The 15,570-nt window shown below is 73.9% G+C and carries 15 protein-coding genes; 8 read left to right on the top strand and 7 right to left on the bottom strand.

From position 1 onward, the window contains the following. The first annotated feature begins 3 nt into the window (after window positions 1-3). Complete coding sequence (locus GVV04_RS15580; protein WP_161688759.1) at window positions 4-2,709, top strand: ATP-binding protein; 2,706 nt, start codon at window positions 4-6, stop codon at window positions 2,707-2,709. A gap of 239 nt (window positions 2,710-2,948) precedes the next feature. Here the strand turns inward: GVV04_RS15580 and GVV04_RS15585 are convergent, their stop codons facing one another. Beyond that, window positions 2,949-3,473, bottom strand: a complete 525-nt coding sequence (locus tag GVV04_RS15585) for a MarR family winged helix-turn-helix transcriptional regulator (protein WP_161688760.1) — start codon at window positions 3,471-3,473, stop codon at window positions 2,949-2,951. Window positions 3,474-3,574: 101 nt separating this feature from the next. Between GVV04_RS15585 and GVV04_RS15590 the strand changes: the two genes are divergently transcribed. Together GVV04_RS15590 and GVV04_RS15595 are read left to right on the top strand one after the other, a co-directional pair. Further along, window positions 3,575-4,156 (top strand): YceI family protein, encoded by a 582-nt coding sequence (locus GVV04_RS15590; RefSeq protein WP_161688761.1) that lies wholly within the window; start codon window positions 3,575-3,577, stop codon window positions 4,154-4,156. A gap of 367 nt (window positions 4,157-4,523) precedes the next feature. Continuing rightward, the gene (locus tag GVV04_RS15595) at window positions 4,524-6,002 is read left to right on the top strand and encodes a glutamate--cysteine ligase (RefSeq protein WP_161688762.1); all 1,479 of its coding nucleotides are present in this window, start codon (window positions 4,524-4,526) and stop codon (window positions 6,000-6,002) included. 7 nt (window positions 6,003-6,009) lie between these two features. Here the strand turns inward: GVV04_RS15595 and GVV04_RS33135 are convergent, their stop codons facing one another. Beyond that, entirely contained in the window at window positions 6,010-7,545 is a 1,536-nt protein-coding gene (locus GVV04_RS33135; protein ID WP_235966235.1) for a hypothetical protein, read from the bottom strand. A 108-nt stretch (window positions 7,546-7,653) separates the two neighbouring features. Here GVV04_RS33135 and GVV04_RS15610 point away from each other — a divergent pair, with 108 nt between their 5' ends. Continuing rightward, entirely contained in the window at window positions 7,654-8,355 is a 702-nt protein-coding gene (locus GVV04_RS15610) for a PASTA domain-containing protein (protein ID WP_235966236.1), read from the top strand. Window positions 8,356-8,486: 131 nt separating this feature from the next. Next, window positions 8,487-9,221 carry a PASTA domain-containing protein gene (locus tag GVV04_RS15615; protein ID WP_161688764.1) on the top strand — a complete coding sequence of 245 codons (735 nt, stop codon included), beginning with the start codon at window positions 8,487-8,489 and terminating at the stop codon, window positions 9,219-9,221. A 54-nt stretch (window positions 9,222-9,275) separates the two neighbouring features. On the opposite strand, the gene GVV04_RS15620 is transcribed toward GVV04_RS15615, so the two are convergent. After that, window positions 9,276-9,725, bottom strand: a complete 450-nt coding sequence (locus GVV04_RS15620; protein ID WP_161688765.1) for a hypothetical protein — start codon at window positions 9,723-9,725, stop codon at window positions 9,276-9,278. 101 nt (window positions 9,726-9,826) lie between these two features. Further along, the gene (locus GVV04_RS15625) at window positions 9,827-10,111 is read right to left on the bottom strand and encodes a hypothetical protein (protein ID WP_161688766.1); all 285 of its coding nucleotides are present in this window, start codon (window positions 10,109-10,111) and stop codon (window positions 9,827-9,829) included. A 621-nt stretch (window positions 10,112-10,732) separates the two neighbouring features. On the opposite strand from GVV04_RS15625, the gene GVV04_RS15630 reads away from it, so the two are divergent. The 3 genes from GVV04_RS15630 (at window position 10,733) to GVV04_RS15640 (ending at window position 12,444) form a co-directional block, all read left to right on the top strand. After that, window positions 10,733-11,614 (top strand): helix-turn-helix domain-containing protein, encoded by an 882-nt coding sequence (locus tag GVV04_RS15630; protein ID WP_161688767.1) that lies wholly within the window; start codon window positions 10,733-10,735, stop codon window positions 11,612-11,614. Beyond that, complete coding sequence (locus tag GVV04_RS15635; protein WP_161688768.1) at window positions 11,584-11,805, top strand: DUF397 domain-containing protein; 222 nt, start codon at window positions 11,584-11,586, stop codon at window positions 11,803-11,805. Before GVV04_RS15630 ends, GVV04_RS15635 begins: the two co-directional genes overlap by 31 nt. A gap of 231 nt (window positions 11,806-12,036) precedes the next feature. Continuing rightward, window positions 12,037-12,444 carry a hypothetical protein gene (locus GVV04_RS15640; protein WP_161688769.1) on the top strand — a complete coding sequence of 136 codons (408 nt, stop codon included), beginning with the start codon at window positions 12,037-12,039 and terminating at the stop codon, window positions 12,442-12,444. Here GVV04_RS15640 and GVV04_RS15645 read toward each other — a convergent pair. The 3 genes from GVV04_RS15645 to GVV04_RS15655 form a co-directional block, all read right to left on the bottom strand. Beyond that, window positions 12,412-13,014: a hypothetical protein gene (locus GVV04_RS15645; RefSeq protein WP_161688770.1), complete on the bottom strand. Its 603-nt coding sequence runs from the start codon at window positions 13,012-13,014 to the stop codon at window positions 12,412-12,414. The genes GVV04_RS15640 and GVV04_RS15645 overlap by 33 nt on opposite strands. 662 nt (window positions 13,015-13,676) lie before the next feature. Beyond that, on the bottom strand, window positions 13,677-14,483 hold the full coding sequence (locus GVV04_RS15650; protein ID WP_161688771.1) for a WecB/TagA/CpsF family glycosyltransferase: 807 nt from the start codon (window positions 14,481-14,483) through the stop codon (window positions 13,677-13,679). After that, entirely contained in the window at window positions 14,480-15,553 is a 1,074-nt protein-coding gene (locus tag GVV04_RS15655; RefSeq protein WP_161688772.1) for an NAD-dependent epimerase/dehydratase family protein, read from the bottom strand. Before GVV04_RS15655 ends, GVV04_RS15650 begins: the two co-directional genes overlap by 4 nt. Between the last annotated feature and the right edge of the window lie 17 nt (window positions 15,554-15,570).

The raw sequence follows: 15,570 nt of genomic DNA on the forward strand, positions 1-15,570 counted from the left end.
CCCATGGCGCCCGATCATGATCGTCCGCCGGGTGTGGACGGTCGTACCGGCCTGTCGGACCTGCTGCGCACGTACCGGCGCGCGGCCGGTCTCACCCAGGCCGAGCTGGCGTCCCGGGCGGGCATCGGCGTGCGCACGGTCCGTGACCTGGAACGCGGTCGGTCCGCACGACCGCAGCGGACCACCGTCGAGCTGCTCACCGGCGCGCTCGACCTGGCCGGTCCGGCGCTCGCGGAGTTCACCGCCGCCGCCCGGGGTGCGGCCCCGGCCACGTCCGCCCCCGCCCCGCCCGACAGCTCCGCCGCCGGGCCGTCGTGGCACCCGCCCTCGCCCGACGGCGCCGGGCCGTCGTCGGCCGCCCAATCCGCCGGTACGCCGATCGCGCTGCCGCCCCCGGTCGAGCTGATCGGTCGGGAGCGGGACGTGGCCGAGCTCGTCGAGCTGCTGACCGCCGGCCACGGCCCACCGGTGGTCAGCCTTGTCGGGCTGGCCGGGGTGGGGAAGACGGCACTGGCCCTGGCGGTGGCCCACGCCGTCGCCGGCCGGGCACCGGGGGGCGCGGCCGGGGTGCTCGTCGGGGAGGGCTCGGACGCCGCCGACGTGCTCTCGGCGGTGGCGGCCGTGTTCGGCGGCGCCCGCCCCCAGGACCTTGCCGTCCGGCTCGCCGGCCGACAGGCGCTGCTGCTGATCGACGCGGTGGAACGTGCGCCGGACGCGGTGGCCGAGGCGCTGCACCGGCTCGCCCGGGCGGTGCCCACGCTGCGGATCCTGGTGACCGGCCGGCATCCCGTCGGCGTGCCCGGCGAACGGGTCTGGCCGGTGCCGCCGCTGGACGTGCCCCCGCCCGAGCTCGACCCGGCGGAGCCCGACGTCCTCGCCGGCTACCCGGCGGTGGCGCTGTTCACCGCGCGCCTGGCCCGGGTGCGGCGGGAGCCGCCGGACCCGGCCGAGCTGCCGGCCCTCGCCGCGCTCGCTCGCAGGCTGGGCGGGCTGCCGCTGGCCATCGAGCTGATGGCCGCCCGGGGGCGCATCCTCGACCTCAACGAGCTGCTCGACCGGTACGGCGACCGCGTCCTCGACCTCGCCGCCTCGCCGGCGCCGGCCCCTGGGCCGGGGTGGGCGGCGTCCGAGCCCGGCGGGGCGGTGGGCGGGGTGCCGGTCACCGTGCGGGACGCGGTGGCGGCCAGTTACCGCCTGCTCGCGCCGGACGAGCGGGCGGCGCTGCGTCGGCTCTCCGCGTTCCGTAACCGGTGGTCGGTGGAGCTGGCCGAGGAGATGCTCGCCGACGACGCCGACCCGGAGGGCACCGCGTCGGTCGACCCGGTGCCGCTGCTGGACCGGCTGCTCCAGCTCGGCCTGCTCAGCGTGCGCGGTGTCGGGCCGTTCCGGTTCCGGCTGCTCGACGCGGTGCGGGAGTTCGCCGCCGAGCAGGTTGTCGGCGCCGGCGAGCTGAGCGTCGTCCGGCGGCGGCACGCCGAGGTCTTCGCGCGGCTGGTGGCCCGCAACGCCGCCGAACTGGCCGGTTCCGAGCTCACCTCGGCGGTGCGCCGGCTCGACGAGGCGGCCGGCGACATCACCGCCGCACTGGCCCACGCGGCGGTCGACGACCCGGTCACCGCGCTGCGGCTGGCCGGCGGGCTGGCCCGCTGGTGGCGGTTCCGGGGGCGCAACGTCGTCGGGCGGCAGTGGCTGCGCCGGCTGCTGGCCGACCCGCGGACCGCCGACGCCGACCCGATGTTGCGCGCCTGGGCGGTGCTCGGAGTGGCCCGGCTGGCCGCCGAGCACGGGGCGGCGGAGCAGGAACTGCCGGCGACGCGGGGCGCCTGGGCGGTGTTCCACCGGGTCGGCGACGTGACCGGCGAACTTGAGGCGCGTACGGTGCTCGGCTCGCTGCTGGTCGCCACAGACGCGCACGACGAGGCGCGGGAGCAGGCGCTCGCGGTCCTGGCCCTGGCCACCCGGCACAACCGGGTACGCGACATGGCCGTGGCGCAGAACAACCTGGCCTGGCACGAGACCCGGCTGGGCGCCCTGGCCGGGGCCCGGCGCCGGCTGGCCGCGGTGGACCGGCTGGCCGCCCAGTGCGGCGAGCGGCGACTGCGGGTGTTGGCCCGGGCGAACCTGGCGGAGGTGTCCCGGTTGGAGGGTCGGTACGCCGATGCCGTGGCGCAGGGCCGGCGGGTGCTCGCCGGGGTGGCGGAGCTCGGTGATCCGGGGCACCGCCGGCGGGCCCTCGGCACCGTCGGACTGGCGCTGGCCCAGGACGGGCGTTCGGACGAGGCGACCGAGGTGCTGGCCGGCCTCCGCTCGTGCGTGGCCGGCGACGCGGCGCTCGGCGCGGGTCCGGCCGGGGTCCGGTCGGTCCTCGGCCGGGACGCCTGTGGCCGGGGCGGGGAGGCCCGGGGCGAGGACGCGGCCTGTGCGCTGATCGAGGCGAACATCGCCCTGCACCGGGGGGACCGGGACCTGGCGGCGGAGTGGTTCGCCGCCGCAGTCGACGCGGGCGCCGGCGGACGGTACCGCCGGGACGTGGTGGAGGCCCTGGTCGGGCTGGCGGCGAGTGCCGGTGACGCCGACGTGTTTGACCGGCTGGACCTGGTCTGCCGGGAGAGCGGCATCAGTCTGCTGCCCCGGGAGATCGCCCAGCTCGCACCCCTGCGGTCGGCCGCCGGCCACGGTCTCGGACGCTGCGGAGCGGCGGAAGGGTGACGCGGAGGGTGGCGCGAGCGAAGAAGCCCCCTTGGTGTTACCCCTCGCTCATCGCTCGCGCCAGCACCCCCCGGTGCGCCCCCGCGTCAGAGCACAGTAGCCACCACAGGTGGGCCGCTTCGTCCGTTCCGCCCGGATAGCTACCGCTGGCTCCACGGATTCTGCCGGTCTTTCTGCCGGTGTCACCGCCGGAGCCGCCCGACCGGCGTTCCCGCATCCGGCCGCGAGCGCCGGTCGGATCAGCAGCCGAGCGGATCAGCAGCCGAGTGGGCGGCCGGCTCCCCAGGGTTCGGGTTGGTGCTGCCCGCCGTCGCCCCCGGGTGCACGGCGTCGCGTACCTGCCGGAGGCCGTCGAGGAGGACGTGCAGCGTGTCGGGCGTCAACTGGCCGGTGAACCACTGCTCGATGATGCGCAGGTGCCCCGGGAGGGTCTGGTCCAGCCGTTCCAGGCCGGCCACGGTGACCACGGCGTACGAGCTGCGCCGGTCGGACGGGCAGGCCCGGCGGCGGACGAGCCGGTCGCGTTCCATCCGGTCCACCACCCGGGTCACCCCGCTGGTGGAGAGTGAGGTCTGTGCGGCCAGGTCCGTCATCCGGAGCTGGTTGCCGGGCGAGCGGGCGAGGCGGGTCAGCACCTCGAACTCGACCGGGGACAGCCCGTGCTCCTCGAACTGGGCGGCGAACCGGGCCGAAAGCCCGGCGTGCGCCTCGACGAGCAGGCCGACGGCGGTGATCCTGGGGTCGTCGAACACGTTCTGGTCCACCCGGCCATCGTAGCAGTACTTGACATGAGGAATATTGCTGTGACTATAGTTGCTCAGTCAGTCGTCAGGCTACTAAACAATCTTCCCTGGAGGACAGGACCATGACCAGCAGCACCGGATCGGTTACCCGCGAGTGGGACGGCCTCACGATCCCGGCCGCCGGCACCTATCTGCTGGACGCGGCGCACAAGCGGGTCGGCTTCGTCGCCCGGCACATGATGGTCAGCAAGGTCCGTGGTGAGTTCGCCGAGGCGACCGCCACGATCACGATCGCCGAGGACCCGCTGCAGTCCTCGGTCGCCACGACCATCCAGGCCGCGAGCATCAGCACCGCCCAGGCCGACCGGGACGCCCACCTGCGCAGCCCCGAGTTCCTGGACACCGAGACCTTCCCGACCCTGGAGTACCGCAGCACCGGCGTGAAGTCCCGGGACGGCAACGAGTTCGTGCTCTCCGGCGAGCTGACCATCAAGGGCGTCACCCGTCCGGTTGAGCTGAAGGTCGAGTTCGAGGGCGTGGGCCGCAGCCCGTTCGGCCAGGACATCTTCGGCTTCTCCGCGAGCACCGAGATCGACCGCGAGGACTTCGGCCTGACGTGGAACGTCGCCCTGGAGACCGGTGGCGTGCTGGTCGGCAAGAAGATCAAGATCGAGATCGAGGGCGAGGCCGTCCGCCAGGCCTGATCTTCCTTGACTCGAGAGGACCATGCACCTCCGCGTCCCGTACCGGAAGACCCCACAGGCCCGCGTCGCACCAGTCGACGCGGGCCTGCGGCCGTGCCGGCCCACGAGCCCCTGGCGGGGCGGAGCCGGCGTCCCGGGCGGTGACGGTGTGGATCGTCACGTGTTGTCGTGCGTCCTGAGCGGTGGCGGGGGCGCCCACCTGGGTAGAGATCCGTCGGGAGCGCTCTTCGTTCCGGTCGCGGTCGTCCGTCGCGGGGATCGCCCGGCGCTGGCCTCTGGCCCGACGCGGTGAGCACTTTTACCGTAGAAGGTTCACAATGCGTTGCGGGGCGGCACCGTTCCGCAGCGCCTCGCGCCGGGAGGGCACATGGGTAGGGACGTCGAGCAGGGCGCCTTCTCCCGAGAGGACAGGGTCCGCTACCGGCAGAAGGTCCGGCGGTGTCTGGACGTCTTCGCGTTGATGCTGGACGACTTCGGGTTCGACGCCGACCGGCCGATGACCGGGCTGGAGATCGAACTCAACCTGATGGACCCGGCGGCCGAGCCGGCCATGCGTAACGAGCAGATCCTCGCGGACATCGCCGACCCGCTCTTCCAGACCGAGCTGGGGCAGTTCAACCTGGAGCTGAACGCCAAACCCCGGCTGATCGAGGGCGGCGGATTCGCCGACTACGAGCAGGATCTGAGCAGCAGCCTGACCCGGGCCGACGAGCGGGCGGCGAGGTCCGAGGCCCAGATCGTGCTGGTCGGCATCCTGCCCACCCTCACCGAGCGCCACCTGGTCGTCGACAACCTCTCCACCGCAGCCCGGTACCGGGTGCTCAACGACCAGATCGTGGGCGCCCGAGGCGAGGACATCGAGCTGGACATCCGCGGTGTCGAGCGGTTGCAGACCCACACCGACTCCATCGCGCCGGAGGCCGCCTGCACCAGCCTCCAGTTCCACCTCCAGGTCGCCCCGGACAGCTTCGCCGACTACTGGAACGCCTCCCAGGCCATCGCGGGCGTCCAGGTGGCGGTCGGGGCGAACTCGCCCTTCCTGTACGGCAGGCAGCTCTGGGCGGAGACCCGGATCGCCCTGTTCCAGCAGGCCACCGACACCCGCCCCGACGAGCTGAAGGCCCAGGGCGTACGCCCCCGGGTCTGGTTCGGGGAGCGCTGGATCACCTCGATCTTCGATTTGTTCGAAGAGAACGTCCGCTACTTCCCGCCGCTGCTGCCGATCTGCGAGGACGAGGACCCGGTCGAGGTGCTGCACGCCGGCGGCGTGCCCGAGCTGGCGGAGCTGCGGCTGCACAACGGCACGGTCTACCGCTGGAACCGGCCGGTCTACGACATCATGAACGGCCGTCCGCACCTGCGGGTGGAGAACCGGGTGCTGCCGGCCGGTCCCACCGTGGTCGACATGCTGGCGAACGCCGCCTTCTACTTCGGGCTGGCCCGGGGCCTGGCCGAGTCGGACCGGCCGATCTGGAGCCAGTTGACGTTCAGCTCGGCGGAGGAGAACTTCCACACCGCCGCCCGGCGCGGCATGGACGCCGTCCTGCACTGGCCCCGCCTCGGGGACGTGCCGGTGACCAAGCTGGTGCTCGACACCCTGCTGCCGACAGCGGCCGTCGGGCTGGACCGCTTCGGCGTCACGCCGGCCGAGCGCGACCGCCTGCTCGGCATCATCGAGCAGCGGTGCCGCACCGGCCGCAACGGCGCGGTGTGGCAGACCGAGGCGGTCTGGGCCGCCGAGCGGCACCGGGGGATGGACCGTGGCGCGGCGCTGCACGACATGGTGCAGCGCTACGTGGCGCTCCAGCGCAGCAACGAGCCGGTGCACACCTGGCCGGTCGACTGACCAGGCGTTATCGGGTGCGCCGGCCGCCGCGGGGCTTCGCCGCCTTCGGCGGCCGGGCCTCCACATTCCCGCCGGGTGCGCCGTCGTCCTCGGCGGTCCCTACTCCCTCGGCAGTCCCGACCGTCCCGACTTCTTCGACCGTCCCGACAGTCCCAGCTTTTCCGGCGGTCCCGGATCCGGCGGCCGTTCCGACGGCGGGTGTGAGCGGGCCGGCCCGGCCGGCAGCGGGCGTTTCCGGCTCGGCGTCGGCCAGGCCGGTGCGCTGTCGGGGCACCAGCACCGCGGCGCCGGACCCGGGCAGGGCCGCAGGCGGCCCCGGTACGCCGACGCGGCGGGCCGCCGCCCGCTGGGCCAGCGTCGCGGTCAGCATCGACCCGGCCAGACCGGCGAGCACCGCGTACGGCGCGACGAGGTGGGCCGACATCTGTTCCCGCCCGATCGTGGCGAGGCCGGGCACTGCCAGCAGGTAGGCCAGCGCGACGAGCAGTGGACCCGCCGCGCCGGAGGCCGCCGCCCCGAGCCGGTGCTCCGGCGACCGGGCGGTACGCCGCGCGGCCAGCGCGCCGATCAGCAGCGCCGAGCCGAGTGCCAGGAGGGCGCCGGGCCAGTAGAACCAGTCCCGGATCCAGAGGCCCGGCCGGTCCGCGCTGAGCTGCCAGATGCCGAGCTGGGCGGTGGTCAGCCCGCGCCCCGAGAACACCCCGTCCGCCACGGCGACGATCGCGAGCAGCCAGAGCCAGCCGATGGTGGCGATCACGCCGGCCGCCGCAGCCGGCGAGCGCAGCGCCCACCTGGCCACCAGCATCCCGATCAGCACCCCGGCCCCGGCGTACGCGGCTGCCACGGCCTGCGGTGCGGAGACGTCCGGGACGCTCGCCGCCCGGGCCGGCACGGCCACCAGCAGCATGGTGACCAGCGCGCCGACGCCCCCGGCGAGCGCCAGGACCGTCGACCCGAGCCCGCCGCCCTCGCCCCGCCCGGAACCGCCAGGGGCCGGGGCGGGAACGGCCACCCCGGAGGAGCCGACCGGGCCCACCCCGGGCACACCGACCGGCTCGGGCGCGACCGGCACACCGACCGGCTCGGGCGCGACCAGCGTGCCGACCGGCTCGGGCGCGACCGGCGTGCCGACCGGCTCGGGCGCGACCGGCGTGCCGACCGGCTCCGCCCAGGCGGGCGTGTCGACCGGGTCCGGGCCGTCGGGGGAGCCGCTACCCGCCGGGACCGCAGGCGCGTCGGTGGCGGCGACTGACTCCGGGCGCTGCTCGGCGACGGGAGGAGTGCCCGGGGCGAGGGCCGCCGGTGCCGGGACGCGTTGCCGCAGCCGCAGCCGTTGGGCGCAGACCGCCCCGGCGATCGTCGAGGTGCTCGCGATCCAGGTCGCCCAGGCCAGGCTGGCCACCCAGGCCGTACCGCCACCGGCGTCCGCCGCCGCCCAGTCGATGATGCCCAGCCCGTAGCCGAAGCCCAGTTGGGCCGCGCCCGCGCCGGCAGCGACGCCGACCGCCGTGGCGATCGATCCTCCCCAGCCCCGTCTGGCCATGCCGGGGAGCGTAACGTCCCGAGGTCGGCCCGGCGAGTCGTGGCGAAGGGCGGGCCCCGACATTTGGCGCGGCCCGGTACGGTCGCCGGTGATGAGATGGTGGGCGCGATGACGGACGGGAACACCGCTCGGGAGACGTATCCCGGCGAGCCGGACGGGTCCGGGTCGGGCCGGTTGGCCAAACTGCTCGGCGGTGGCCTCGCCGTCGTGCTCCTGGCGGCCGTCGGTGCGACCGGCGGCTGGCTGCTGGCCGCCGAGGACGACCCGCCGTCTGGCCGGAATGCGGACGCCGGCGCGACGGTCCCGGCCACCCCCTCCGAGACCCCGTCGCCGACGGTCCGGACGACTGCGCCGTCCGCGCCCCGGCCCAGCGCGTCCACCCCGTCCACCCCGTCCGGCGGGCTGACCGTCCCGCCGGTGGTGGGCACGGACTTCGAGGACGCCCGGGACGAGCTGCGGGACCTCCGTCTCGGCTGGCGGCTGGTCTTCGGCACCGGTTCGGGGCGGGACGTGCGCAGCGCCGAGCCCCCGGTCGGCTCGGCCGTGCGCCGGGGCACCACCGTCGCGCTGTACGTCGCGGGTCCGGCACCGGAGGTCAGCGTCCCGGATCTGCTCGACGACGACTGCTCCGAGGCGGCCGACGACCTGGTGGAGGAGGGTCTCTACCCGCGCTACCGCACCGGCCGGGCCGGCATCGTCACCGCACAGGACCCGGAGCCCGACAGCACGTCGTACTGGAACGCCACGGTGACCCTGACCTGCGGCGAGGAGTCGGCGGAGCCGAGCGGGGAGCCGGCACCGGCCCCGTGACCCTTGGCCGGCGCACCGACCGGCCCCTCCCACCCCGGCGGCTCGCCGCGTTGATGCCGGCCGATGCGCGCGGCAGCGGTTAGCGTGGACGCCGAGGGCCAGGCGCCCGCCCGATGGGGAGAGGACGTGCGATGAGCGACGACCGTGAGGCCCCGCCACCCGCCGACGACGCCGACGCCCCCACCCGTCCGCTGGCCGGCCCGGGCGACGAGACCGGGCCGCAATCCCGCGCCGGTGACGAGACCCGTCCGCTGCCCCGTTCCGGGGACACCGGTCGGCAGCCGCCGGCCACCCCCGAGGTCTGGTCCGGGCGGGCCGGGGTCCCGCCGCCGCGCCCGGCGGACTACCGCGACCCGGCTGGCGAGGACTGGTACGCCGAGGAGCAGCCCGGCCGGCGCTGGTGGACGCCGATCCTGCTCGGCGTCCTGGCGCTGCTGCTGGCCGGCGTGCTCGGGGCCGGCCTCTGGCTGCTCACGTCGGCCGGCGACTCCCCCGGTCCCGGGGACACCCCCTCGGCGCGGCCGACCACCGCCCCGGCGACGACCGGTGCTCCGACGACCGAGGCGACGACCGCTGGGCCGTCCACCACCCCGACGTCGACCACCCGCCCCGCGGTGCCGATGCCGCCGCTGGTCGGGCTGTCCCGGGCGACGGCCGAACAGGTCCTGGACCAGCTCGGCATCGAGCACCGGGTCGAGGCCCGGGAGTCCGACCAGCCGGCCGGCACGGTGATCGAGACCGACCCCGGCCCCGGCGAGATGGTGCCCGCCGGGGAGGAGGTCACGTTGGTGGTCGCGGCGGCCCCGGCACCCACCACCAGCGCGGTCGCGCCGTCGGCGACCACGGCTGCCAGTCCGACGCCCTGACGCTGCCGGGTTGGGCGTCGGCGGCGGCGGGCCCCCGCCGTGTCGGTCGGGCGCTCACCACCGCCGGCGTCTGGTCCCGACAAGTCCCAGCCCGGCCAGCGAGATGGCCAGGCCGATGACCCCGGACCAGAACAGTGAGCGGCTCACGTCGTCCCGGCGTTCCGTCGCCCCACCCGGTGCCCGGCGGGCCTCGACCACCGTGTCCGTTCCGTCGCCGGCGCCCGCGCCGGCGGGGCCCGGCACGCCGACCGCCCTCGCCGGAGCGCCCTGCGCCCCCGCCTGCGGGTCCCGGTCGGCCCAGCCCGGCCCGGGGCCGGTCCCCTCGTCCACCACGGTGATCTCGGGGGCCGGGACCGGAGCGCTCAGTTCGGTGGCGGACAGGGCCGGATATCGGACCACCATCACGAGGGTGGTGACGGCGCCGAGCAGCGCCAGCAGGCCGAAGGCGTAGAGAGTGCGGGAGCGGTGGTGCCGCCGCGCGGCGGGCAGAATGACCATGACCATCCCAGGTTCAGGGTCCGGGACGCGCGGGGTGGAGACGTTCGCCGGGGTGGGCGTACCGATTCTATGCCGGCGGCACGCCTCCCGACCTGCGATTCCGGGGGTCAGCGCACCCGCACCGCCGTACGGGCCACCGGGCGGCGCGGGCGGGCGGTGTGCTGCCGGGGCTGGGGCGCGGTCCGGAGCTGACGCAGCCCGGCCGCCTGCACGAAGATCGACCGCTGGCTGACCGCGTCCCCCGCCGCGTTCAACTCGTAGCCGTCGAGCCACACCCAACCTTCGTACGTGGGCCAGTCGTGCACCCGGATCACGCGGAACATGATCGGTGTGAGGAACTGGACACTCGCCGCGCGAGTCACGTGCAGTACGTCACCTGAGCGGGGAAGCACAGAGGACTCCTGAAGAGGATCGGCCGGCGTGTGCCGGCGGTGATTCGGGGGATGCCGTTGGCCCGGCCACGTGGTCGTGCCCCGTGAACCGGTCAGGCGGGTCGGTGGTGGTCGGGTTGTGCCCGCTGGTGGCGTGCCGTCACCCGACCATCACCCGACTGCATCCGGTCGTTGCGCCCGCCATCGCAGCCAGTGGCATGCGACAACGGGGCCTGGAACCGGGGCAGGTCCGTGTGGTGCCAGGGCTGGTCCCTCGACCGGGTGCTCCGTCGCGGCGGAGCACCCGCCTCTCCGGTGGCCGGCCGGAACGGTGAGTGACCTTGGCCCTACGGACAGACTGCATCAGTGGCGTGCTTCATGCAAGTTGCATGTCGACTTTTGCCGATACGTGAGCGGCGCGCGGAAATAGACGCTTGATGCCGCTGTCCCCGGGACGGCACACTGGACGCCGGTTTCGCCCGCCGCGGCCGGTCGACGACCGCACCACGCCTCTGCCGCGAAACGCTCGCCGCCCGACGGTCGCGCCCCCGGCGGGCGTCGATTCCGGGCGCGATCGACCGGAGGTAACCGGGTGAGCGCGAGCAGCGATCGGTTCGGCCACGTGGCCCGCTGGGGGACGCCGTGAGTGAGCGACACAGCCCCACCATCCGCCGCCGGAGGCTCGGAGCGGAGCTGCGCCGCCACCGCGACGCGGCACGCATCACGATCGAGGCGGTCGCCGAGCAGTTGGAGTGCTCCGCGTCGAAGATCTCCCGGATCGAGACCGGCCACACCACCGCCACGCCTCGCGACGTCCGGGACATGCTGCTGATCTACGGGGTGTCCGGCGCCGAGAGCGACGAGCTGGTGCAGATCGCCCGGGAGGCCCGGCAGAAGGGCTGGTGGCACCCGTACAGCACGGTGCTGGTCGGGTCGTTCGTCGGCCTGGAGTCGGCCGCGAACTCCATCCGGACGTTCGAGCAGCAGGTGGTGCCGGGCCTGTTGGAGACCGAGGAGTACGCCTCGGCGATGATCCGCGCCGCCCGTCCGGACTTCACCGCCGATCAGGTCCAGCAGAGAGTGCGTGTCCGAATCGACCGCCAGTCGTTGTTGACCCAGGACGATTCGGTCGATCTCTGGGTGGTGCTCGATGAGGCGGTGCTGAGCCGGCCGGTGGGCGGCGACGCGGTGATGCGTGGTCAGCTCAGGCGGCTGGTGGAGGTGGCGGAGCTGCCGAACGTGACGCTCCAGATCCTGCCGTTCTCGGTAGGGGCGCACGCCGGCATGGACGGCACTTTCACCATCCTCAGCTTCCCCGAAGCGGGTGATCCCGATGTCGTGTACGCGGAGAACGCCACGGGTGGGCTCTTCCTCGAGAAGAGCGACGAACTGCAGAAGTACAACTTCATCTTCGATCACATTCGAGCAGCGGCCAGACGTCCGGAGGAATCCATCGCACAAATCGCAAAACTGGCAGAGGAGCCGTTGTGGAAGTGGCGACCAAGTGGTCCCGTGGGGACCTGACGCGGGCGACGTGGTTCAAGAGCTCGAAAAGTGGGCCGAACTGTGACAACTGCGTCGAGGTGGCGTACGTGACCGGGGTGGTCGGGGTGCGGGACTCGAAGGACAAGAGCGGGCCCAACCTGATCTTCGCTCCGGGTGACTGGCACGCCTTCGTCGCCGGCACCAGGGAAGGCACCTTCGCCCGGGACTGATGGACCGGACCCAGACACGACGGGCGCGGCCCGTCCGGCAGCGTAGCCGGACGTTCCGCGCCCGTCGCGCGTCCGGCCGGGCCCGTGACCTGTGGGTACGGACCGGCGGTCGGCGCTACGGATCGGGCCCGGACCCGTCGCCACCCCCGCCCCGGGTCGTTGTACCCCTCGGTACGGCGCTGGTCGACAACCCGCCGCACGGATCGGCAACCGAGCGAGGCAGGCGAGACGATGACGACGATCGGGTCAGAGAACCTCACCAACGGTCCGGGCAAACCGGAGCGGTTCGGCGGCAAGTACCGCGGGGCCCGTCGGGACACCGTGCTGACAGAAGTGGTCTCCACCGACACCGACTTCGGTGGCCGGGACGGCGGGGCGCCGGCCCCCGAGCAGGCCGGGCCGCCGCTGTCGCTGCCCTCGCTGGACCCGAACCCGCTCACCGAGCCGTCGTTCCCGCCGGCCGGCTGGCCGACCGGGTCGGTCGAGTCCCTGGCCGACCACCCGTTGCTGCGCGGCCTGCTGCTGGAGTTGCCCCCGAAGGGGAGCGTGCCTCCGCCCGGCTGGATGGACCGCTGGTTCGAGGCGACCCGGGCGATCCTGGAGTTGCTATACGTACAGGGGACCGGCCACCCGCGATGACGCCGGCTGCTGTTGGGGCAGCGCCCGCTCGGCCAGCCGGCTGTGGCGCAGCGCATGTCGTACCCCGATGGCGGCGACACCCAGCGCGCCGACGGTGACGGTGACCCCGGTCGTGCCGGGCCCGGCGAAGACGTCCAGGCCGCTGGCCGAGAGCACGCCCGGGACGGTGGCCAGGCCGGTGGCCTGGAGCGGCAGGCCGACGAGCGGATGGGCGGCGGCGGCCCGCAGGCCGTGCGGGGCCGGGGCGTGCGGCGCCGTGGCGAGGGCGCCCGCGCCGGTTCGCAGCCGGCGGACCCGCCGGGCGGTGCAGACCGCGACAAGCAGCGCGGGTGTGGCCGCCAGCGCGAGCCCGGCGGCGGCCCGGTCCACCGTGCCGGCGCCGGCGCTCTGCAATCCGGCGGCCAGCACGCCCGCCGTCAGGCCGAGGCCGGTCAGGGTCAGGGCGAGCACCCATCCGGTACGCCGGTGGAGTGCGCGGGCGCGGTCCAGCCGGGGCAGCCGGTCGGCGAGGACCCCTGCGGCCAGCCAGACGCCGGCGACCGGCAGCAGAACGACGAGATGCTCATCCATGGGGCCAGCCTCGCCGAATCCGACCCCGGGCGGATCCGGGCCGTTCCCGGGTTCGACCCGAAGCCTGGTCCCCTAGGGGCCCCGTAGCGACATCTACCATCATGGGGTAAATGTGGTATCTGCGGCTTGATGGATAGATTGGGCGGAAACCCTGGCCATGTAGTCGGCGTTGGCCGTTGTGGGTGAGCGTGTGAGACAACGGGCCGGCCGTCCGAGCGGCTGGGGTGCCGGGCGGGTAATGCCACCTCGCCCCCTTTGCTCTGCTGCCGCCACTGCAACACCAGCACCGCGTGCAGCACCAGCATTAGCGGCTGCACAGCCGCTTCGGGTGGGGTGCCGGCATGAGAGGTCGGCAGAATCGTCACGCTCCGCGAGCGTTGCGCCGGGGGCGGCAGAGCAAAGGGGGCGCTGTGGGGGTGCCCGCGGGTCGGCGACGACATCAGCGTCGGCGTTCCCGCCCGCCCCTGGGGGTGGGACGGACTTCACGATCGTGCCGATTCTGGAGAACCCGCCCGGCGTGTTGTCTCACAAATCAGCAGACGACCACGCCACGACAGACTGCCAAAGGGGCTGCGTCGACGACCTCGACACAGGCCCCTAGGGCGACCCGTCGGCGCGCGGGTCACCGCATCGATGTTGCCGGGTGACCGGCGGGGCGTGGGTTAGACGGCGAAGGTGGCCGGACGTTCGGCGGCCGGGGCGGGCGGCTTGGCCTTCCACAGGCCGGTCTTCTGCGCCGCCAGCCGGCCCAGGTAGGCCGGGTTGAGGATGACGTAGCGGCGCCAGAGCCGCTTCGGCTCCAGCCCGAGCCGCCAGAACCACTCCAGGCCGGCCCGCTGCATCCACGGCGGCGGCTTGCGGAGCAGGCCGGCGTGGTAGTCGAAGGCCGCCCCGACCGCCATCAGCGGCATGTCCAGCAGGGGTCGCATGGCGTACGCCCAGACCTCCTGGCGGGGGCAGCCAAGGCCGACCAGGACGAGCCGGGCGCCGCTGGCCCTGATCCGGTCGGCGATCTCGACGTCCTCGCCCGGCTGCACGGCCCGGAACTTCGACGGCTCCACCCCGGCGATCTTCAGGGCCGGGAACATCCGCTCCAGCTTCGGGATCAGCCGGCCCAGGGTGTCCTCCGTCGAGCCGTAGAGGTAGACCGGTAGGCCCTCCTCGGCGAATCGGCGCAGCACGTCCAGGGTCAGCTGCGGGCCGTAGACCCGGTCGGCCAGGCCGGCGTGGTGCAGCAGGTTCAGCGCCCAGCGCACCGGCTGCCCGTCCGGAGTGACCACGTCGAACGAGTTGAGCCGGGCGTTGTGCGCCGGGTCGAGCACGCCGGTCATCACGCCGTGCACGGCGAGCGCGGTCAGCGCCAGCGGCCGGCGCTCACGCGCCGCGGCCACCACCCGCTCGGTCGCGCCGGCGTAGTCGGTGGCGTCGACCAGGACGCCGAGGACGTTGCGCTTGCTGTCGACGGTCATGCGCCCGGGGTCCACTTGTCCACGTTGGCCTCGTGGATCTCCCGCATGATCATCGGAACGTCGTAGACCTGCTTCCAGCCCGGGTAGTCGGCCTGGAAGGCCTCGGTCGAGCCGATCCACCACTTGTGGTCGCCGACCCGGTTCGCCTCGACGTACTCGGTCACCATCTCCTGGCCGGTGATCTGCTCGGCCAGGGCGAACGCCTCCCGGTTGGAGATGTTGGAGTGCCGCCCGCCACCGAGGTTGTAGATGGCCGCCGAGCGCGGGTTGCGGAAGAACGCCTCGAACGCCGACACCACGTCCGAGCTGTGGATGGCGTCCCGGACCTGCTTGCCCTGGTAACCGAAGATCTTGTACGTCCGGCGTTCCATGTTGGCCCGCATCACGTACCCGAGGAAGCCGTGCAGCTCGGTCGCGGAGTGCGCGGGGCCGGTGAGCGTGCCGCCCCGGAAGCAGGCGGTCCGCATCCCGAAGTAGCGGCCGTACTCCTGCACCATCACGTCGGCGGCGACCTTCGACGCGCCGAAGACCGAGTGCAGGCAGGCGTCGATCGACATGTCCTCGCGAATGCCCTGCTCGTACGGGTGCCCCGGCTCGATCTCCCACCGGGTCTCCAGCTCGACCAGCGGGAGGCTGTTGGGGCGGTCGCCGTACACCTTGTTGGTGGAGCAGTGGATCACCGGCGCCTCGATGCAATGCTCGCGGACGTTCTGCAGCACGTTGAGGGTGCCGCCGGCGTTGACGTCGAAGTCGGTGAACGGGTCCCGGACCGCCCAGTCGTGCGACGGCTGCGCGGCGGTGTGGATCACCACGGCGATGTCGCGGCCGTACCGGGCGAAGAGATTCGCCAGCGAGTCGCGGTCCCGGATGTCGATGCTGTGGTGGGAGTACGCCCCACCCAGCTCCTCGGACAGCCGCCGGACGTTCCACGCGGTCGACGCCTCGGCGCCGAAGAACTCCTGCCGCATGTCGTTGTCGATGCCGACGACGTCGAGACCGAGGCCGGCGAAGTGCCGGACCGCCTCGGAACCGATCAGGCCGCCCGACCCGGTCACCAACGCGACACTCACACGCCACTCCTGGTCAA

It is taken from the genome of Micromonospora rubida (assembly GCF_009908295.1).
In the GTDB taxonomy this organism is placed as follows: Bacteria; Actinomycetota; Actinomycetes; order Mycobacteriales; family Micromonosporaceae; genus Micromonospora; species Micromonospora rubida.